The sequence below is a fragment of the Bradyrhizobium sp. Kon10 genome (genome assembly GCF_055807395.1).
Genome location: NZ_JBVVOZ010000016.1, coordinates 92,686 through 107,990 on the forward strand (window position 1 = coordinate 92,686; position 15,305 = coordinate 107,990).

General features: G+C 65.3%; 14 protein-coding genes. 6 read left to right on the forward strand and 8 right to left on the reverse strand.

Annotated elements, in window-relative coordinates:
• Window positions 1-186 precede the first annotated feature (186 nt).
• Complete coding sequence (locus tag AC0L2O_RS22330) at window positions 187-483, forward strand: hypothetical protein (RefSeq protein WP_409190137.1); 297 nt, start codon at window positions 187-189, stop codon at window positions 481-483.
• Window positions 484-533: 50 nt separating this feature from the next.
• Here the strand turns inward: AC0L2O_RS22330 and AC0L2O_RS22335 are convergent, their stop codons facing one another.
• From AC0L2O_RS22335 to AC0L2O_RS22360, 6 genes are all read right to left on the reverse strand, one after another.
• Entirely contained in the window at window positions 534-1,730 is a 1,197-nt protein-coding gene (locus tag AC0L2O_RS22335) for an adenylate/guanylate cyclase domain-containing protein (RefSeq protein ID WP_473371211.1), read from the reverse strand.
• Between the two features lie 113 nt (window positions 1,731-1,843).
• The gene (locus AC0L2O_RS22340; RefSeq protein ID WP_473371212.1) at window positions 1,844-2,428 is read right to left on the reverse strand and encodes a HutD/Ves family protein; all 585 of its coding nucleotides are present in this window, start codon (window positions 2,426-2,428) and stop codon (window positions 1,844-1,846) included.
• Between the two features lie 50 nt (window positions 2,429-2,478).
• A complete protein-coding gene (locus AC0L2O_RS22345; protein WP_473371213.1) occupies window positions 2,479-3,633 on the reverse strand; it encodes an ABC transporter substrate-binding protein in 1,155 nt (384 codons plus the stop codon).
• Between the two features lie 27 nt (window positions 3,634-3,660).
• The gene (locus AC0L2O_RS22350) at window positions 3,661-4,509 is read right to left on the reverse strand and encodes an amidohydrolase family protein (RefSeq protein WP_473371214.1); all 849 of its coding nucleotides are present in this window, start codon (window positions 4,507-4,509) and stop codon (window positions 3,661-3,663) included.
• A gap of 25 nt (window positions 4,510-4,534) precedes the next feature.
• Window positions 4,535-5,377 carry a shikimate dehydrogenase gene (locus AC0L2O_RS22355; RefSeq protein ID WP_473371215.1) on the reverse strand — a complete coding sequence of 281 codons (843 nt, stop codon included), beginning with the start codon at window positions 5,375-5,377 and terminating at the stop codon, window positions 4,535-4,537.
• 185 nt (window positions 5,378-5,562) lie between these two features.
• Window positions 5,563-7,653, reverse strand: a complete 2,091-nt coding sequence (locus AC0L2O_RS22360) for an adenylate/guanylate cyclase domain-containing protein (protein ID WP_473371216.1) — start codon at window positions 7,651-7,653, stop codon at window positions 5,563-5,565.
• Between the two features lie 306 nt (window positions 7,654-7,959).
• Here AC0L2O_RS22360 and AC0L2O_RS22365 point away from each other — a divergent pair, with 306 nt between their 5' ends.
• The 4 genes from AC0L2O_RS22365 to AC0L2O_RS22380 are packed head-to-tail and all read left to right on the forward strand — an operon-like array spanning window position 7,960 to window position 10,496.
• A complete protein-coding gene (locus AC0L2O_RS22365; protein WP_369726103.1) occupies window positions 7,960-8,265 on the forward strand; it encodes a BufA1 family periplasmic bufferin-type metallophore in 306 nt (101 codons plus the stop codon).
• 47 nt (window positions 8,266-8,312) lie between these two features.
• Window positions 8,313-9,221: an MNIO family bufferin maturase gene (gene bufB / locus AC0L2O_RS22370; protein ID WP_473371217.1), complete on the forward strand. Its 909-nt coding sequence runs from the start codon at window positions 8,313-8,315 to the stop codon at window positions 9,219-9,221.
• Window positions 9,211-9,990: an HvfC/BufC N-terminal domain-containing protein gene (locus AC0L2O_RS22375; protein WP_473371218.1), complete on the forward strand. Its 780-nt coding sequence runs from the start codon at window positions 9,211-9,213 to the stop codon at window positions 9,988-9,990. Before bufB ends, AC0L2O_RS22375 begins: the two co-directional genes overlap by 11 nt.
• Window positions 9,990-10,496 (forward strand): DoxX family protein, encoded by a 507-nt coding sequence (locus AC0L2O_RS22380; RefSeq protein WP_473371219.1) that lies wholly within the window; start codon window positions 9,990-9,992, stop codon window positions 10,494-10,496. The genes AC0L2O_RS22375 and AC0L2O_RS22380 overlap by 1 nt, the downstream gene beginning before the upstream one ends.
• 69 nt (window positions 10,497-10,565) lie before the next feature.
• On the opposite strand, the gene AC0L2O_RS22385 is transcribed toward AC0L2O_RS22380, so the two are convergent.
• Both AC0L2O_RS22385 and AC0L2O_RS22390 read right to left on the reverse strand, forming a co-directional pair.
• Entirely contained in the window at window positions 10,566-12,128 is a 1,563-nt protein-coding gene (locus tag AC0L2O_RS22385) for a L,D-transpeptidase family protein (RefSeq protein ID WP_473371220.1), read from the reverse strand.
• 325 nt (window positions 12,129-12,453) lie between these two features.
• Window positions 12,454-13,890: a lipopolysaccharide biosynthesis protein gene (locus AC0L2O_RS22390; protein WP_473371221.1), complete on the reverse strand. Its 1,437-nt coding sequence runs from the start codon at window positions 13,888-13,890 to the stop codon at window positions 12,454-12,456.
• A gap of 273 nt (window positions 13,891-14,163) precedes the next feature.
• Between AC0L2O_RS22390 and AC0L2O_RS22395 the strand changes: the two genes are divergently transcribed.
• Window positions 14,164-15,252 carry a glycosyltransferase gene (locus tag AC0L2O_RS22395; protein WP_473371222.1) on the forward strand — a complete coding sequence of 363 codons (1,089 nt, stop codon included), beginning with the start codon at window positions 14,164-14,166 and terminating at the stop codon, window positions 15,250-15,252.
• The last annotated feature ends 53 nt before the right edge of the window (window positions 15,253-15,305 follow it).

The window sequence follows — 15,305 nt, forward strand, 5'->3', positions numbered from 1 at the left end:
TCTGCTCGCAACCGGCCGCATCGACGAAGGTTCCTCGGTCGCGCGACGCATACTCGTCCTGCCTGCTTTCGGCTGCCACGATTCTTCACGCCGGCTCAGGAACGCTCACGCGCCGGAATCTTTTTCTCTGCGGTCCGCTTCGTCGGCTGCACCCGACCGAACCGCAATCAGGCAAAGGATATCAAGATGAAAGCGCTTATGATGACGGCCGGGCTCGCTGCGGCTCTCCTGGCTCAATCTCCCGCCTTCGCGCAAGGTGCGGGTGCGTCCAGGACCGGCTCGAGCATCGATTCCCCCGGCACCGGCGGCACGACGGGAGCGGGAGCTTCCAACCTCAATACCTCTTCGGACAACAACAGCGGCGGATCGAACGCGCCCGCCAAATCGAGCACGCCCCGGCCCGAGGATAACGATACACGGCAAAGCCAGGGCGGCCAGATGGGTGGTCCGGGCTCCGGCACCTCGGGAGCGAACCGCAAATAGGTTTGCCACGGAGACAAGCCGCGGTTCGCGCTTACCCCGCCATCACGGCTTCAGCCGTGAAACGCAAACAACTCGATCGGCTCGCTGAAGCCGCGCACGGCGTGCTCCCCCACCCGCTCGAGCTCGAACTGCGGCGCTACCTGCTCCGCAAAGGCGCGCGACAGCAGCACCGTCTTTCCGAGCTGCTTGGTGAGGGCCTCGAGCCGCGAGGCCATGTTGACGGCGGGACCGATGACGGTGAAGTCGAGCCGGGTGCTCGACCCGATATTGCCGTACATGACGTCGCCGACATGGACGCCGATGCCGTAGTTCAGCGGCGCGCGGCTGCTCGCGCTGTTGCGCTGGTTCAGGGCGGCCATGGCCTGACGGGCTTCGGTCACGGCATGCAGCAGGTTCGCGCACGCGTTGGGCTCGTCGAGCGGGAAGATAGCGAGCAGGCCGTCGCCGATGAATTTCAGGATCTCGCCGCCGTGGCGCGCAATCGGCTCCGACATCGCGTCGAAATAATCGTTGAGGAGATCGATGACGTCATCGCGCGGCCAATTGTCCGAGATCCTGGTGAACTCGCGCAGGTCGCAGATCATGATCGCGGCGCGGACCGTGGTGCCGGTGCCGCGCCTGGTGGCGCCGGCCAGGATCAGCTCGCCGGCATGGGAGCCGACATAGGTCTCGAGCAGCGTTCGCGCCAGACGGTTCTTGACGCGGATCTCGCTGACCAGCGCCAGCACCGGCAGCAGCTTCTTAAGCCCCGCAATATGCGCGTCGTCGAAACCGCCGGGCCGGTCGGTCGCGAAGGTGACGATGTGCCGCTTGCCGAGCGTATGATAGAGCGGCCAGGCCACGTAGTCGGTCAGGCCCTTCGCCCGCATCTCGTCATAGAGTGCGTGCTTGCGGCCGAGCGACGGATCCTGTTCGAGGCGCTCACGCACCTCGACGGCTCCCTCGTGGATTTCGTTGGCGGAGCTGCCGATATATTCGGATCGCTCCCGCACGTCGAAATCGACCCGCGCGATCTCCGCCTCGCGCATGCCGTCGGACCACATGATACGGGCACCGAGCCATTGCGGGTGCTGGATCAGGACGTGAAGCGTCGAGCGCTTGAGGGGAATGCCGGCCTGTTGGAGCCGGATGCACATCTCGGCAAAGATGTTGTCGATGAAGCGCTGATCGCGCGTGCCGTTGGTCAGCCAGTCGATGACGGCGTCGCTCCCGGCACGGACAGAGTCATTGTTTGGTGGCGCGTTCATGTGCTGTCCTCGGCGGCGATCTGCAACCCCGGACATATCGGGTTCCGGCGCGACGGCGTCAACCTGGCCAGTTGCCCGGATTGTGCGCACCGGGCCGATGGACAAGACTAGCGCTAACCGACCAGCTGAATCGAGCCCAACACCGCCAGCCCTGAAACGAGCGAGAGTTTCGAGGCCTCGGTCAGCTCGACCTTCAGCGTGCTGCCGTCGGCAAGTGCGAATTTCTTCGCGTCGAGGCGAATGCTGCAATCGCCGCAGGCGGCGTAAAGGAGATGCGTGCCGGGGGACAATCTCCGGTCGCCGGGCTCGCTCAGCGCCAGAAGCTCGATCTCCGCTGCGCCACGCCGCGCCATCAGGTTCACGACCTCGACCGGACCGGCTTCGAGCTCGGTCATGATCTCAAGCTCGCCGCTGAAGCGCACGGTGGTGAACGACTCGCGTTCGTCGAATTCCTGGCCGCGCGCCTTGAGCACCAGCCCGCGCCCGCCGACGACCATCTGCAAGCGGTCGATGCCGGGCATATGCGAGAACGGCCCGGGCGCCACGATCGGCGTCGCGGCGAAGCGCCAGAGAAGGCTGTCCCAATCCTTCAGCCTTGCATCGGCGCGATGGGCATCCGCAATATCGGTGAAAATGCCGCCGCCGTTTTTCCAGGGCGAGCGGGTGTAGTCTTCAGGTTTCAGCAGCGTGGTTTTCATGGATTGGGGCTTACCACAAAAAGCATCCTTCTTCACAGATGCCGCGCGCCTCACTCCCCCTTGCCGCTCTTCAGCTTCGGAAGGGTCTCGACGATCTTCTGCTTGCCGTCGACGATCTTGGCGAGAAAGCTCGCGCGGTCGATATCGCCGTTCTGGTCCCAGCTGGCCTCCATCAGAATACCGGGTGTCTTGTCCGGCGTCAGGGTCAGGCCCTTCATCATTGCGCCAAAGGCCTTGCTGTCGAACTTGCCGATCTTCTCGGTGACGTATTTGACGAGATAAACGGCGGTGTAGCCTTTGATGCCGTTGTGGTCGGGCCGGTACTTGTAGCGCTCGCTGAATTTCTTCGTGAACTCCTCGATCGCGGGCACGGGCGCGTCGGCGCTGAGGCCGACATGGCCGCGCACGCCGTTGGCGGCGGGGCCGGCGAGCTCGACCACCTTTTGGCTGAGCAGCGTGGTCTCGCCGAACAGCGGCGTCGCGAGATTTTGCCGCTTCGCCTCGATCAGGAAGCGAGCGCTCTCCTCCTCGTTGGTGTAGACAAAGATCGCGTCGGCCTTGGCGCTCTTCAGCTTGATCACGTCGGAGCCGAAATCGACCTGGCCCTGCTCGGTGGAGATATCGGCCGCGACCTCAATGTTGCGCGCCTTCATCTCCTTCACGAAATTATCGCGGCCGCCCTTGCCGAAATCATTGTTGACCCAGACCACCGCGACCGACTTCACCTTGAGCCGGTCGTGCAGGTAGTTCGCGATCTTCGGCATCGAGAATTGCTGGCCAAAGGCGGTGCGGAACACCCACGGGTTGCCTTGCGTGGTGATGTCGGCGGCCTCGGCGCCGACGATCTGCGGAATTTCGGCCGCTTGCGTCAGCGCCATGTTGACCTTGACCGAGCCGGAATAGATCGGCCCGAGTACGACATAGGGATCCCTGTCCAAAACCTTCTGCACCTGCGCGCGCGAGATGCCGGGATTGCTCTGGGTGTCGAGATGCTCAGTCTGGATCTTTCGGCCCAGAATGCCGCCGGCATTGTTGATCTCGTCGACCGCGAGCGCGACGCCGTCGCGCCAGTTGGTGCCTGAGACGGCGCCGGGCCCGGACAGCTCGATGACATCGGGGATGTAGACGGTGGTCTGCGCGCCGGCCGCGCCCGCCCACAGTGATGCCGCGATGGCGATGCCGAACGGCCCTGCAAGATGCCTCATGACGTCCCTCCCATTTTGCTTCGTTCGTTATCTTGTCCGGTCCGTACCGCCGTCGAAGCCGAGCAGCCTTGCCGGCGTTCGCCACAGCAGCCGATGCTGGTCGCCGGGATCCGGAAACAGCTCCGTCAGGACCGCGAGCAGCGGCCCGTAATCGAGCCGTTCGGGCGCGCGCAGGAACGGGTAGTCCGATCCCCAGACGCATCGGTCGAGCGTGAAGGCTTCGACGAGCGCGGCGATGAACGGCCGGGCGTCCTCGTAAGGATGCGGCTGCTGCGAGAATTTGTAATGGCCGGAGAGCTTGACGTGCGCGTCGCGCTCACGGCCGATGGCGAGCAGCGTCTGGAAGGCCTTGCCTTGCAATCCCTGCGCAATCGAGGGGCGTCCGCAATGGTCGAACACCAGACGCACCGGTGATTTTTCGATGAGCGGCAACAGCGGGATGAGCTGATCGATCTCGACCTGGATTTGCAGGAACAGTCCGAGGCGCGTCAGCTTCTCCAGCAGCGGCGCTGCCTTGAGATAATATTCGGCGCCATGGAACGGCACGTTGAAGGCGACGCCGATCACGCCGGCGACTTTCAGCCGCTCGAGCTCTTCAAGCTCGACGTCGTTCTCGACGACGGCGACGCCCCTGAAACGGCCGCCACCCTGCCTCAAGGTGTCGAGCAGGATGCGGCTGTCGCTGCCATAGCCGGTGTTGGTGGCCACCACGAGCGCGTGGCGGACATCGAACGCGTCGAACACGCGAATGAGCTGCGCGGCGGGCGCGATCTCCTGGCCGGTCGGTCGGTAGGGCGTATCGGCACCATACGGAAAGCGGACGGGATCGATGACATGGATGTGACAGTCGATCTTGGGGCACGCCGGCAAGGTCATGGCGGACAACTCCCCGATGCAAGCGTCAGAACGTTGCCTCGATCGTCGTGATCAGCTCGGGCGTCACGTCCGGCATAACGCCGAACCAGGCCTTGAAGGCGAGCCGCGCCTGGTTGAGCAGCAGGCCGAGCCCGTTCACCGTCACGCAACCGCGCGCACGGGCCTCGGCCAGGAACGGCGTCTCGAGTGGGGTGTAGATGAGATCAGCCACGAGTGTCGCAGGCCGCAAGCGCGACAGGTCGATCTCCAGCGCGTCCTTGCCGACCATGCCGCGATCGGTGCAGTTGACGAGCAGCGCGACGTCCGCGAGTGCGGCGCCGCGATTGTTCCAAGCCACCGTGCTGACGGCCGCGCCGAAGTCCTTGGCGAGCGCCTGCGCCTTCTCAGGCGTACGGTTGGCGATACGGATCTCGCGCGCGCCGTTCTCTAGCAGCGCCACGACCACGGCACGCGACGCGCCGCCGGCTCCCAACAGCAGGATCGGCCCCGCATCGCCGCGCCAGTCGGCCCTGGCGTCGCGCAGGCTCTGCACAAAGCCGTTGCCATCATTGTTGAAGCCGGAAAGCGTGCCGTCCGCTTCGACGACGATGGTGTTGACGGCGCCGATGCGTTTTGCGGTCTCGTTGACGCGGTCGAGCAGTGTCATCACCGTCTGCTTGTGCGGCATGGTGACGTTGCAGCCGCGAAAGCCGAGCGCAATCAGCGCGTCGAGCGCATCCTCGAGCCGCTCAGGTTTCACTGCGAGCGGCACATAGCTGCCGCGAATGCCATGCGCCTTCAGCCAATAATTGTGAATGACCGGCGAGCGCGAATGCCCGACCGGCATGCCGATGACACCTGCCAGCCCGAATCCATCCGCCTGCGACATGCTGCGCTTCCATCCTCGACAGCGCCATTCGGCGCGCGACCATTTTATTTGGTCGACTGTACAAGATAATTAGAGGGAATGGCTAGTGCGTGCAATCTGAATCTGGCGGCCATGAAGCAAGCAAGGGGCGGAACGACGCGCCACGGTGGCGCGCATTCGCGCCATCGCCTGTCCTCGCCTCCCGGCTACTTCGTGGTCAGCGCCGCGACCGGCCGCCACGCCGCATCGGGCGCGGTCGCAGCCAGCAGCCGGCAACGGTCGCGCATCAATTCGGCCGGGCGATCATGGCCGCGTTCGCTCAGGACGGCTTCGAAATCGGCGAGCGCTGCGGCAAACCGGCGTTCGCGATAATTGGCGAGGCCCTGCGCGTAGCGGCCGATCCAATCGGGCGTCTCGCCGCCGTCCTCCCCGGCAAGCCCGATCAATTCGTAGACCGGAAAGCCCTCCTCGCGCCCGTACACGGCGATGCTGTCGATCTCGCGCGTCACAATGGCGCCGCGTGCCAGGCGTTCGGTGGCCTCGCCAATCAGGATCTGCGTGCCGAAAGACTTGTTGGCGCCCTCGAGGCGGCTTGCGACGTTCACGGTGTCGCCGATCACGGTGTAGTTCAACCGCAGCTCCGAACCGATATTGCCGACCAGCATGCGGCCGGAATTGATGCCGATCCGGATCCCGAGCGGCTGGCCGAGATCGTCGGAAAGGCCCGACGCTGCGATCGCGCTTCGGCACTCGAGCGCTGCGCGACAGCAGCGCAGCGCGTGATCAGCCTGCGGCTGCGGCGCGCCCCAGAACGCCATCACGGCGTCGCCGATGAACTTGTCGATGGTGCCGCCATTGGCGACGACGGCTTCGGAGGCGAGGTCGAGATAGCGCGACAACAGCGGCACCACGCGATCGCCGAGCCGCTCGGAGAGCCCGGTGAAGCCGGCGATGTCGACGAACATCACGCTGAGCTCCTGGATGCTGCCACCGGGCCTGGCCTCGACGCCCTGACGCAGCAACCCGCGGACCAGATCGGCCGGGATGAATTTGCGGAACGCGGACAGGCCGGCCGCCATCTCGGCGATGGCGCCCGACAGGCTCGCGATCTCCTTGAGCCGCGACGGATGGCGGCGGACCTGTTCCAGCGCGAACGCCTCGACATGGCGAAGCTCGCCGACGACGCGCGACAAGGGTGCGGCGATGACGGACCGCGCCAGCGCCGCCGAGGCCAAGGCCGCGAGCACGGCGCCGATGGCGAGGCCGAGGATCAGCCGTCGCAGCGTGGTCTCGACCGGCCCCAGGAACTCGGCCTCGGGGATCACCGTCGCAAGCGACCAGCCCGGAAACGGCAGCGGCGCGAGCGCGACTTCATAGGCCCCGCCGTCAGCGACAAGCCGGCTTCGCCACGCGTCCTTGCGGCCGGCATCGCCGGCCTTTGCCAGCGCCAACTGCGCCAAGGGCAGCAGCTTGTTCTCACGGTGAGCGACGTGCAATTCGTCGGCGTTCATGTCGGGCGCGGCGACGAGCTCGCCGCCGCCGTCGAAGATGAAGGCGCTGCCCGTGCGTCCGACCTCGAGCTGCGACAGGAAGCGCGCGAGCCTTGTATACTCGATCATGATCGCGAGGACACCCTGGCGCTCCTGGTAGACGTCGATCGGTCCGGCAAAGGCAATCGACGGCCGCTCGCCGGTCGGATGGTCCAGCACCCTGAACCATTGCGGCCCGTCAGCCGCCAGGCCGGTCTTGAACCAGGCGCGGTCGGCGACGCGAAATTCCGTCGGCTCGAAGCGGCGATTGGCGAATTCGATGTCCCCGGGCACCACGTCATATTCGTCGATGCGGCGCTGGCCGGGATGATCGGTCAGCGATATCTCCATCATCTCGAGGCGGCGGTCGCCGAGCTTGTGCGCGGCGAAGAAGGACCCGTCGGGCCAGCCGAACGCGACCCAGGAGATCGTGGCCTGCGACTGCAATTGCGACAGGAAGACGAATTCGCGCTTGTCGGCCTCGCGGGTGTCGAGCACGTTCTGGAGGAACAGGGTGCGGATCGCGGTGTGTGCGGCGCGCGCCTCGTCGACGATGGCCGAGACCTCCTTGCGCACCGCCGCCACGATCTGCTCGTTGATGGTCGAGGCGAGCTGCCGGCTGGTCGCCTCCGCCGTCCGCCACCACAACAGGCTGGAGAGCGCGGCCGTCAGCAAAATCGCGGTGAGGACCAGCGCCGAGATGGCCAGGCGGATGCTGACCGTCAGCCTGGTGATCGCGTGAAGCTGCCGTCCGGGGTCGACATTCATCGCTGTTTCCGCCTTGGGGCCGGGCATGATTCCTGAACCGCTCTACGCGGTCCATTGCCTTTCGTTACGTCTGGCAGGCCCGGCCGGCCAGGGCCAATGCTCTCCCGCTAACGTCTCGATAGCAGCAAGGCATTGGATTTGACCGGCCGCTTGCCTGCAAATCCGGCCATGGCGCACGGCCTGTGCACTCACCCAACGGTCTCACGGACTCGTGAGCGGCTCTAAGGTAACGCGGGTCGTGGACGAGGCGAATGGGACAATGCGCTGCACGCTTGCCAAGCAATGCCATCTCAACAGGAGAATCCGATGTCTGCCAAACTTGCCGTCACCACGCTCGTTCTCGCCGGCGCCATGTCGACCGCGCTCGCAACGCTCGCCGCCGCCGCTCCGCTGACCAAGGCGGAGGCCGATGCGGCCGTCGCCGCCAAGAAGGAAAAATGCTTCGGCGTTGCGCTGAAGGGCCAGAACGATTGCGCGGCGGGACCGGGCACGACCTGCCAGGGCACCTCGACAACCGATTTCCAGGGCAATGCGTGGAAGTTCGTCCAGGGCGGCACCTGCGCCAGCATCGACCTGCCGAATGGCAAGAAGGGCTCGCTCAAGCCGGTGTAAAGCCACCGCTTCGCGATCACGAGAACAAGGGACAGCGGAGAGAAACCATGACAATCGCGCCCGACGCGTTCGTGATGCCCCTCCGCTATTCCGTCCCGATCGGCGGCGTTGCCGGAACGAGCTTCAGGCCCGAGCACCTGCAGGCGATCCTGAGCGCAGGCCGGCAACGCGGCTTTTTCGAGGTTCACGCAGAAAACTACATGGGCGCGGGCGGGCCGCCGCATCGGGCGCTGGAGGCGATCCGCCGCGATCACCCGCTCTCCCTGCATGGCGTCTGCATGTCGATCGGCGGACCGCAGCCGCTCGACAAGGCGCACCTGGCCCGATTCCGCAGCCTGGTCGCGCGCTACCAGCCGGCGCTGGTGTCCGAACATCTCGCCTGGTCGACACACGAGACCAGCTTCTTCAACGACCTTCTGCCGCTGCCATACACAGAGGCGACGTTGCGCAATGTGTGCGATCATATCGACCAGGTGCAGGAGGCGATCCGCCGGCCGCTGCTGCTGGAAAACCCCTCCACCTATGTCGCCTTCCGCGAATCATCGATGAGCGAGACCGCCTTCATCGGCGCCGTTGCCGAACGCACCGGCTGCGGGCTGCTGCTCGACGTCAACAACGTCTTCGTGTCCGCGACCAATCATGGTTTCTCGGCACTCGAGTATCTCGCGGACTTCCCGCTCTCGCGCGTCGGGGAAATTCATCTCGCCGGTCACGCCGAGCAAACCGACGACGACGGCGATCTGCTGCTGATCGACAGCCATGACGGCCCGGTCGCGGACGCCGTGTGGAAGCTGTACGAGATCGTCATCCGGCGCTGCGGTCCGGTGCCGACGCTGATCGAGTGGGACAGCAAGATCCCGGATTGGCCGGTCCTGCAGGCCGAGGCTGCCGCCGCGCAAGTCATCCTCGATCGCTATGGTCGAGCCGCACCGACGGGAGATCGCGATGCCGCCTGAGCAGGATCTCTCGTTTGCCGCGGCCTTCGTGCCGGCACTGCTCGATCCGACGCGTCCTGCGCCCCCGATCGTGACCGGCCGGGACGGCAAGGCCGCCGGCAAGCGCTACGATATCTACCGCAACAACGTCACAGTCAGCCTGATCGACGCACTGGCGGCGATCTATCCGGCGGTGCAGCGCATCACCGGCCCCGATTTCTTCCGCGCTATGGCGCGCTCCCATGTTCGCCAGACTCCGCCGACCTCGCCGCTGCTGTTCGACTATGGCCGCGACTTTCCGGCCTTCATTGAGGCCTACGAACATGCGCGGCCGCTGCCCTGGCTTGCCGACGTCGCCCGCATCGAACGGGCCTGGCTCGACGCCTATCACGCGCGCGACGCCGCGCCGCTCGCGCCGGCGCAGCTGTCCGCGGTTCCCCCGGACCGGCTCGGCGATCTCGTTTTTACCCGTCACCCGGCGGCGTACGTCGTGCGGTCGCAATTCTCGGCGGTGACGATCTTCGCCGCCAACCGCGAGACAGCGCCGGTCGAACGCATCGACGCGTCGATGCCGGAAGACGCGCTGATCACACGCGCCGAATTCGACGTCACGGTCCGGCACCTTCCGCCGGGTGGCGCGGTGTTCGCGGCCAATCTGATGTCGGGCCGGCCGCTCGGCGAGGCCGCCGCGTTAGCACTGCAGGCGTCATCCGATTTTGACATCGCTTCGAATATCGCCGGCTTGATCGAGGCCGGCGCATTCACCTCGATTGCCCCTGGAGACGCATGATGATCACGGACCAACGCCTGGCGGCCGGCAGCCTGCCGACACTCGGGTTGCTCATCGAGAAGGCCGATCATCTGGTGCAGACCATCGCGTCGCCGTCGATCGTCCAACTGGTGCTGCGCGTCGCCCTTGCCGTGCCGTTCTGGCGCTCCGGCATTCTCAAATGGGGCGGCTTCCTGAGGCTCAACGATACCGCGGTGACGCTGTTCACGGACGAATTCATGCTGCATCTGCCGGGCGGCCCCTATCACTATCCGGCGCCGACGGTGATGGCGTTCCTGTCAGGGTGCGGCGAGATCACCTTCCCGATCCTGCTGGTGCTGGGTCTCGGCACGCGGTTCGCTGCGCTCGGACTGTTGTTCATGACGGCGATCGTCGAGCTCACCGTGCCCGATGGCTGGCCGGTGCATATCACCTGGGCAGCCATGGCGCTCGCAATCATGGCTTATGGGCCGGGGCGGGTCTCGTTCGACCATCTGATCGGCCGGACGCTTTCTTCCGAACGATAAGCCCGACGGCGCTATTGCTCGCATTCCGAGAGGCCGCCCTGATCGCAGCCACAGGGATCGCTCCGCTCCCTACCAAAAGCTCCGCTGCATCGGCTGCGCCGGTTGATAGTACTGGTACTGGCCGCCGCGGCGGCGCGGATTGACGGGCTGCGGGTAGGGCTCGCGCTGCTGGAAGAAGAAGCCGAAGCCGTTGCCGCCATTGTCCCAGCCGTCGCTGCTCGCGACGTCCATCGGAGGCGCGGTCGGCTTGCGCGTGATGAAGCCGCCCTGGGGATGGTTGCTCAGCACCGCGACGAATTCGGTGCGGTAGTTGGTCTCGGCGCTCAGCGGCTCGTCCGAAATGATGATCGACGAGCGCGGCAACGCCGTCGGTGCGATGCGATCGAGCACCTCCTGCGGAATGGTGATGCGGTCGAGCGCGTCCTTGGCGTTGTCGCCGTCGTCGATGCTGACGACGCTCCAGCGCAGGCCCGAATCATTTTTCGCCATCGCCGTGAAGATATGCGTGCCGAGCGGCTGGTCGGGATTGCGGATCGTGACGGGGACCTCGATGCTGGTATCGAACACCTCGCCGCCACCATCCGGCGCCGGCTTGTGGGTATTGCGCCGTACGTAAAGCTTCTGGGTTGCGCGGCTGATGTAGACCGAGACCGGCTCGAGCGCGAGCTTTGCATCGGTCGCTGCTTTGACGGCGTCGGCCTTCCTGGTCGCGGCGGCCTTGGCGGCCTCCTTTGTAGCGGCAACCGCATCGCGCTTCGGCTGCGCGGCAGCCTTCGCGGCATCGAGCTGGGTTGCGGCATCGGCTGCCTTAGCCGCGGCCTTGAGCTTCAACTCGTCGGCCTTTGCCTTGGCCTGGTCGTTCCTGGCATTCGCAACCAACTTGTCGGCATAGGCGTTTTCGGCGTCGGCGCGGGCCTTCTGCTGCTCCAGCTTGCGCAGCGACGCAGGGAGCGATTGAGCGTCTTTCGCTGCCGCCACGGCGGCCTTCTTGGCCTCGTCGGCAGCTCTCGTAGCCTCCTCGGCCTCGGCGGAGAGCTTGTCGGCGCGCGCCGGGGCTGCCGCAATGGCATCCTTGCTCGGCACGAACAGCGAGGGATGCGAGAAATCGACCGGGGCGGCGTCGTTCGGCGAAATGATCACCCGCATCCCGATGTTCGTCTTGTCGAACAGATTCTCGGCGAAGCCGAACGGCATCCGCACGCAGCCATGCGAGGCCGCATAGCCGGGCAGCGGCCCGCCGTGCAGCGCGATGCCGTTCCAGGTGATGCGCTGCATGTTCGGCATCCAGGCATCGTCATACATGGTCGAATGATGGTCCTTGTCCTTCTCGATCACCGCGAAGACGCCGGCGGGCGTCTCGCGGCCGGTGGTTCCGGTCGAGACCGGGGCACGCAGGATCCAGCCGTCGGCGTCGTAGAAGGTGACCTGCTGGCTCTTGATCGACACGATTGCCATGATCGGCTCGCCGGCTTCGCGCTGCGCCACAGCTTCGAGGGGCTGATGCGCCTGCTTGGCCGCAGCGCTGCCGGGCGACCCGGCCAGCGCGGCCAGCGCCGCAACCATCGCAATCCCGACTGGCCCCCAGCGCCGCTTCGTCACGGTGGACTGCGCCGTCGTCAATCGGTCGTTCATGCCATACCCCGGTCGTCGAATGCCTGTCTGCACTTGCGTCGCTCATCTGTCAGATTGCGATCTTTGCATTAAGAAATCGCAGCCACTTTCTGTTCCGTATCCGGCGATATTCGGTCCGCACCGTGACATGGCTCTCATATACGACCGCCCGCGCGGGCGGAAGGGCGCTACGGGGCCAAGCTAGTCCGGAGCTGGCTGCGAATTGGTCCGGCGGAATCTCCGTCCGCGGCGGCGAGGACAGGATGTGACCGAGATCACGGAGAATTGCGTCAGACCGCGGCTGGGCCGTAGATGGCGACCGAGACCGAGCCGTGCCAGCCCCGCCCTAAACGCCCAGCGCCTTGCGATTGAAGGTTCGCACGAAGCGCAGGGACAGGGTGCGCACATTCGCGACGTTGAGCAGCCACGCTGCAGCTGCGTAAGCGAGGCCGCCCGCGACGCTCACCACGACGAGCGAGACGAAACCGGTGCCAGTGACCTGCGACCGTGCAGCGAGGATCGCGCCGGCCATCGCTGCGGCCGAGATGGCGACGCCGGCGAGCCGGTTGATTTCGAACGGCACGGGATGGGCGCGGTGCATCAGGGTCAACGCAACGACCAGGCCGATAGCCTCGGTCGCAAGCGTCGCCAGCGCCGCGCCGTAGAGGCCGTAGCCCGCCACCAGCGCGAACATCAAGGCCACGCTCACGACCAGCGTGACAAACGACTGCGCCGCCAGCATGAACGGCCGCTCGGCAAGTTGGAAGCTGATCTGCACATAGAACTGGTTGGCGATGCCGAAGAAGCGAGCGAGCACCAGAATCGGCAATAACGCCGACACGCCGGCGCGAAAATCGACCCCGACGAGCGTGCCTGCCACCTGATCCGCCGCGAGCGCAAGCCAGACCGCAACCGGCGCGACGACGACCAGCAGCAGTTCGAGGCTCTCGGTCAACCGCTCCCGCGTCGCGTCGTTGTTTTTCTCCGACAGCGAGCGGAACACCAGCGGCACGGTGGCCGCTGCAACGCTGCCGGCGATCATGACCATGAACTGACGCGGCAGGTCGGCGGCCACGCCAAAGATGCCGGCGGCCTCCTTGCCGAGCAGCCAGGCGACGATCAGACGGTCGCTGGTCGAGTAGAGCGCGACAGAAAGGCCTGCCAGCGTAAGCGGCAGGCCGTAGCGCGCGAGTTGCGTGAACTGGCTGCGTGAAAAGCGCGCGATCTTGGTGCGATCGCCGACGAGATTGAGAACGATGCCGGTCAGTGAGCCCAGGCCGAACGCCGCGAGCAGGCCCATGCCGCCCCAGCCCAGCCAGATGCCAAGCAGGCCGAAGCCGACGCTCGACACGCTGCGTACGATCGAGATCATCGCGAAGCGATAGGGACGCAGCTTGGCGCGCTCGAACTCCTGGCCGACATCGACCGCATTCGACATGATCGCGACGAACATGCTGGCGAGCACCAGCTCGACACTGACGTCGCTGCGGAACAGGAACACCAGCGGGGTCGCGGCGCACATGGCAACGACCGTCAGCGCGAACGCGACCATCGCTGTGCCGCGAAAATCGACCTCCGACGACATCGCCTGGTAGCGCGACACCGACAGCTTGATCCAGACGAAGAAGATCGCCCCCAGAATGCCGGCAATGCTGGTGCCAACGACGTAGACGCCATACTCCGCCGGCATCAGCAGCCGCGTGTAGGCGGTGACCGCGAAGAAGCCCACCGCCGCAGGCAGGATATGGGCGACAAGATAGATCGAGAAATGGCGATTCAGCATGCGTGCACGGGACCGGCGGCCTTGAAATCGAACGGCCGTTAATCAGTTGGACCTTGGCTTGACGATCAAAGCTTGGCGATCGGACTGCGCCGCAGCATCTCCCAACATAGTCATTTAAGTCTGCAGATCGGCCGCCGAATGGGGCGGCCCCATCGGTTTCGCGCGTTAGCGTTAAGTTTGCCCTGTCCTTGAACGCACCGCCGCGATCACCGAAAACAAACCATGATTTTAAAGCCTCGCCCGAGGTTTGGTTAATGCGTGGACGTGGCTAAAATGGACGTTGTCGAACGTGTAAGGGCAAACCCTGCCTCCCTGCCCCATGGCGGAACGGATGCGTCCCTGGTCCCGGCGGCCCCTGCGGACGGGCACGAGCGGATGACACTCAATTTGTTCTTCGAGGAGCGGGACGACCGCTGGTTTCCGGGCGACCGCCACGTCCGGCCGCTGCTGCGGCGGATGCTGCTCGGAAAATCCTGGATCAGTGGCCAGCGCCGCGTGTTCCTCAATCTCTGTGCGGGGCTCGACCGGGTCGGCATCCGCTACCGGGTCAACGATTACGGCTACATCCGCAAGCATCCGGAGGAATTGGCCTGCATCATCGGGCGTCCTTTCGTGCTCGACTGGTTCGCGTGGCAAAACCCGCTCTTGCTCGGGGTCGCCATGTACAACCATCCCGTGGATGCACCGGAGCATCTGAAAGACTTGCACACCAGGACCATCCTTGTGCCCTGCGACTGGTATGCGGAGATGTGCCGGCCGTACTGGCCGCACGTCGAAGTCTGGCCGGTCGGCATCGAAACCGATTTGTGGACTGAGACCCCCGCCGAGCAGAAGAGCGTCGATGTGTTGCTCTATGACAAGGTGCGCTGGGAGCACGAGCGCTACGCGGGCGAACTGATCGAACCGATCCGTAAGCATCTCGAAGCCAGCGGCCGCTCGGTCGAATTGATCCGCTACGGTCACTACATGGAAGACGACTACAGAGCGGCGCTGGCGCGCTGCCGCAGCATGGTGTTCCTGTGCGAGCATGAGAGCCAGGGCATCGCCTGCCAGCAGGCGCTGTCGAGCGGCGTGCCCGTGTTCGCGTGGAATCGCGGCGGGCCGTGGCAGGATCCCGAGTATTTTCCGGACAAGGTGAGATACGAAGGCGGCGTATCCTCGGTGCCCTATTTCGACGCACGTTGCGGCCGCACGTTCATCGACGCGAACGGCTTCGTCTCCGGCTGGAGTGAGTTCTGGTCGCAGGTCAGCGCGGGCAACTTCGCACCTCGCGATTATGTGATGGACAATCTCACGCTCGAGAAGGGCGCGCTGCACTATCACGGGATCGCTGAAGCGGCGATGCAGCGTCAGGCGCGCTGACAAGACTGTTCGCGAAAGTTAACCCAACAACAGGAAATCGCGGCGTCGCAAGG

Coding starts and splice junctions, on each gene's coding strand:
- AC0L2O_RS22330 (WP_409190137.1), top strand. CDS start 187: ATGAAAGCGCTTATGATGACGGCCGGGCTCGCTGCGGCTCTCCTGGCT.
- AC0L2O_RS22335 (WP_473371211.1), bottom strand. CDS start 1,730: ATGAACGCGCCACCAAACAATGACTCTGTCCGTGCCGGGAGCGACGCC.
- AC0L2O_RS22340 (WP_473371212.1), bottom strand. CDS start 2,428: ATGAAAACCACGCTGCTGAAACCTGAAGACTACACCCGCTCGCCCTGG.
- AC0L2O_RS22345 (WP_473371213.1), bottom strand. CDS start 3,633: ATGAGGCATCTTGCAGGGCCGTTCGGCATCGCCATCGCGGCATCACTG.
- AC0L2O_RS22350 (WP_473371214.1), bottom strand. CDS start 4,509: ATGACCTTGCCGGCGTGCCCCAAGATCGACTGTCACATCCATGTCATC.
- AC0L2O_RS22355 (WP_473371215.1), bottom strand. CDS start 5,377: ATGTCGCAGGCGGATGGATTCGGGCTGGCAGGTGTCATCGGCATGCCG.
- AC0L2O_RS22360 (WP_473371216.1), bottom strand. CDS start 7,653: ATGAATGTCGACCCCGGACGGCAGCTTCACGCGATCACCAGGCTGACG.
- AC0L2O_RS22365 (WP_369726103.1), top strand. CDS start 7,960: ATGTCTGCCAAACTTGCCGTCACCACGCTCGTTCTCGCCGGCGCCATG.
- bufB (WP_473371217.1), top strand. CDS start 8,313: ATGACAATCGCGCCCGACGCGTTCGTGATGCCCCTCCGCTATTCCGTC.
- AC0L2O_RS22375 (WP_473371218.1), top strand. CDS start 9,211: ATGCCGCCTGAGCAGGATCTCTCGTTTGCCGCGGCCTTCGTGCCGGCA.
- AC0L2O_RS22380 (WP_473371219.1), top strand. CDS start 9,990: ATGATCACGGACCAACGCCTGGCGGCCGGCAGCCTGCCGACACTCGGG.
- AC0L2O_RS22385 (WP_473371220.1), bottom strand. CDS start 12,128: ATGAACGACCGATTGACGACGGCGCAGTCCACCGTGACGAAGCGGCGC.
- AC0L2O_RS22390 (WP_473371221.1), bottom strand. CDS start 13,890: ATGCTGAATCGCCATTTCTCGATCTATCTTGTCGCCCATATCCTGCCT.
- AC0L2O_RS22395 (WP_473371222.1), top strand. CDS start 14,164: ATGGACGTTGTCGAACGTGTAAGGGCAAACCCTGCCTCCCTGCCCCAT.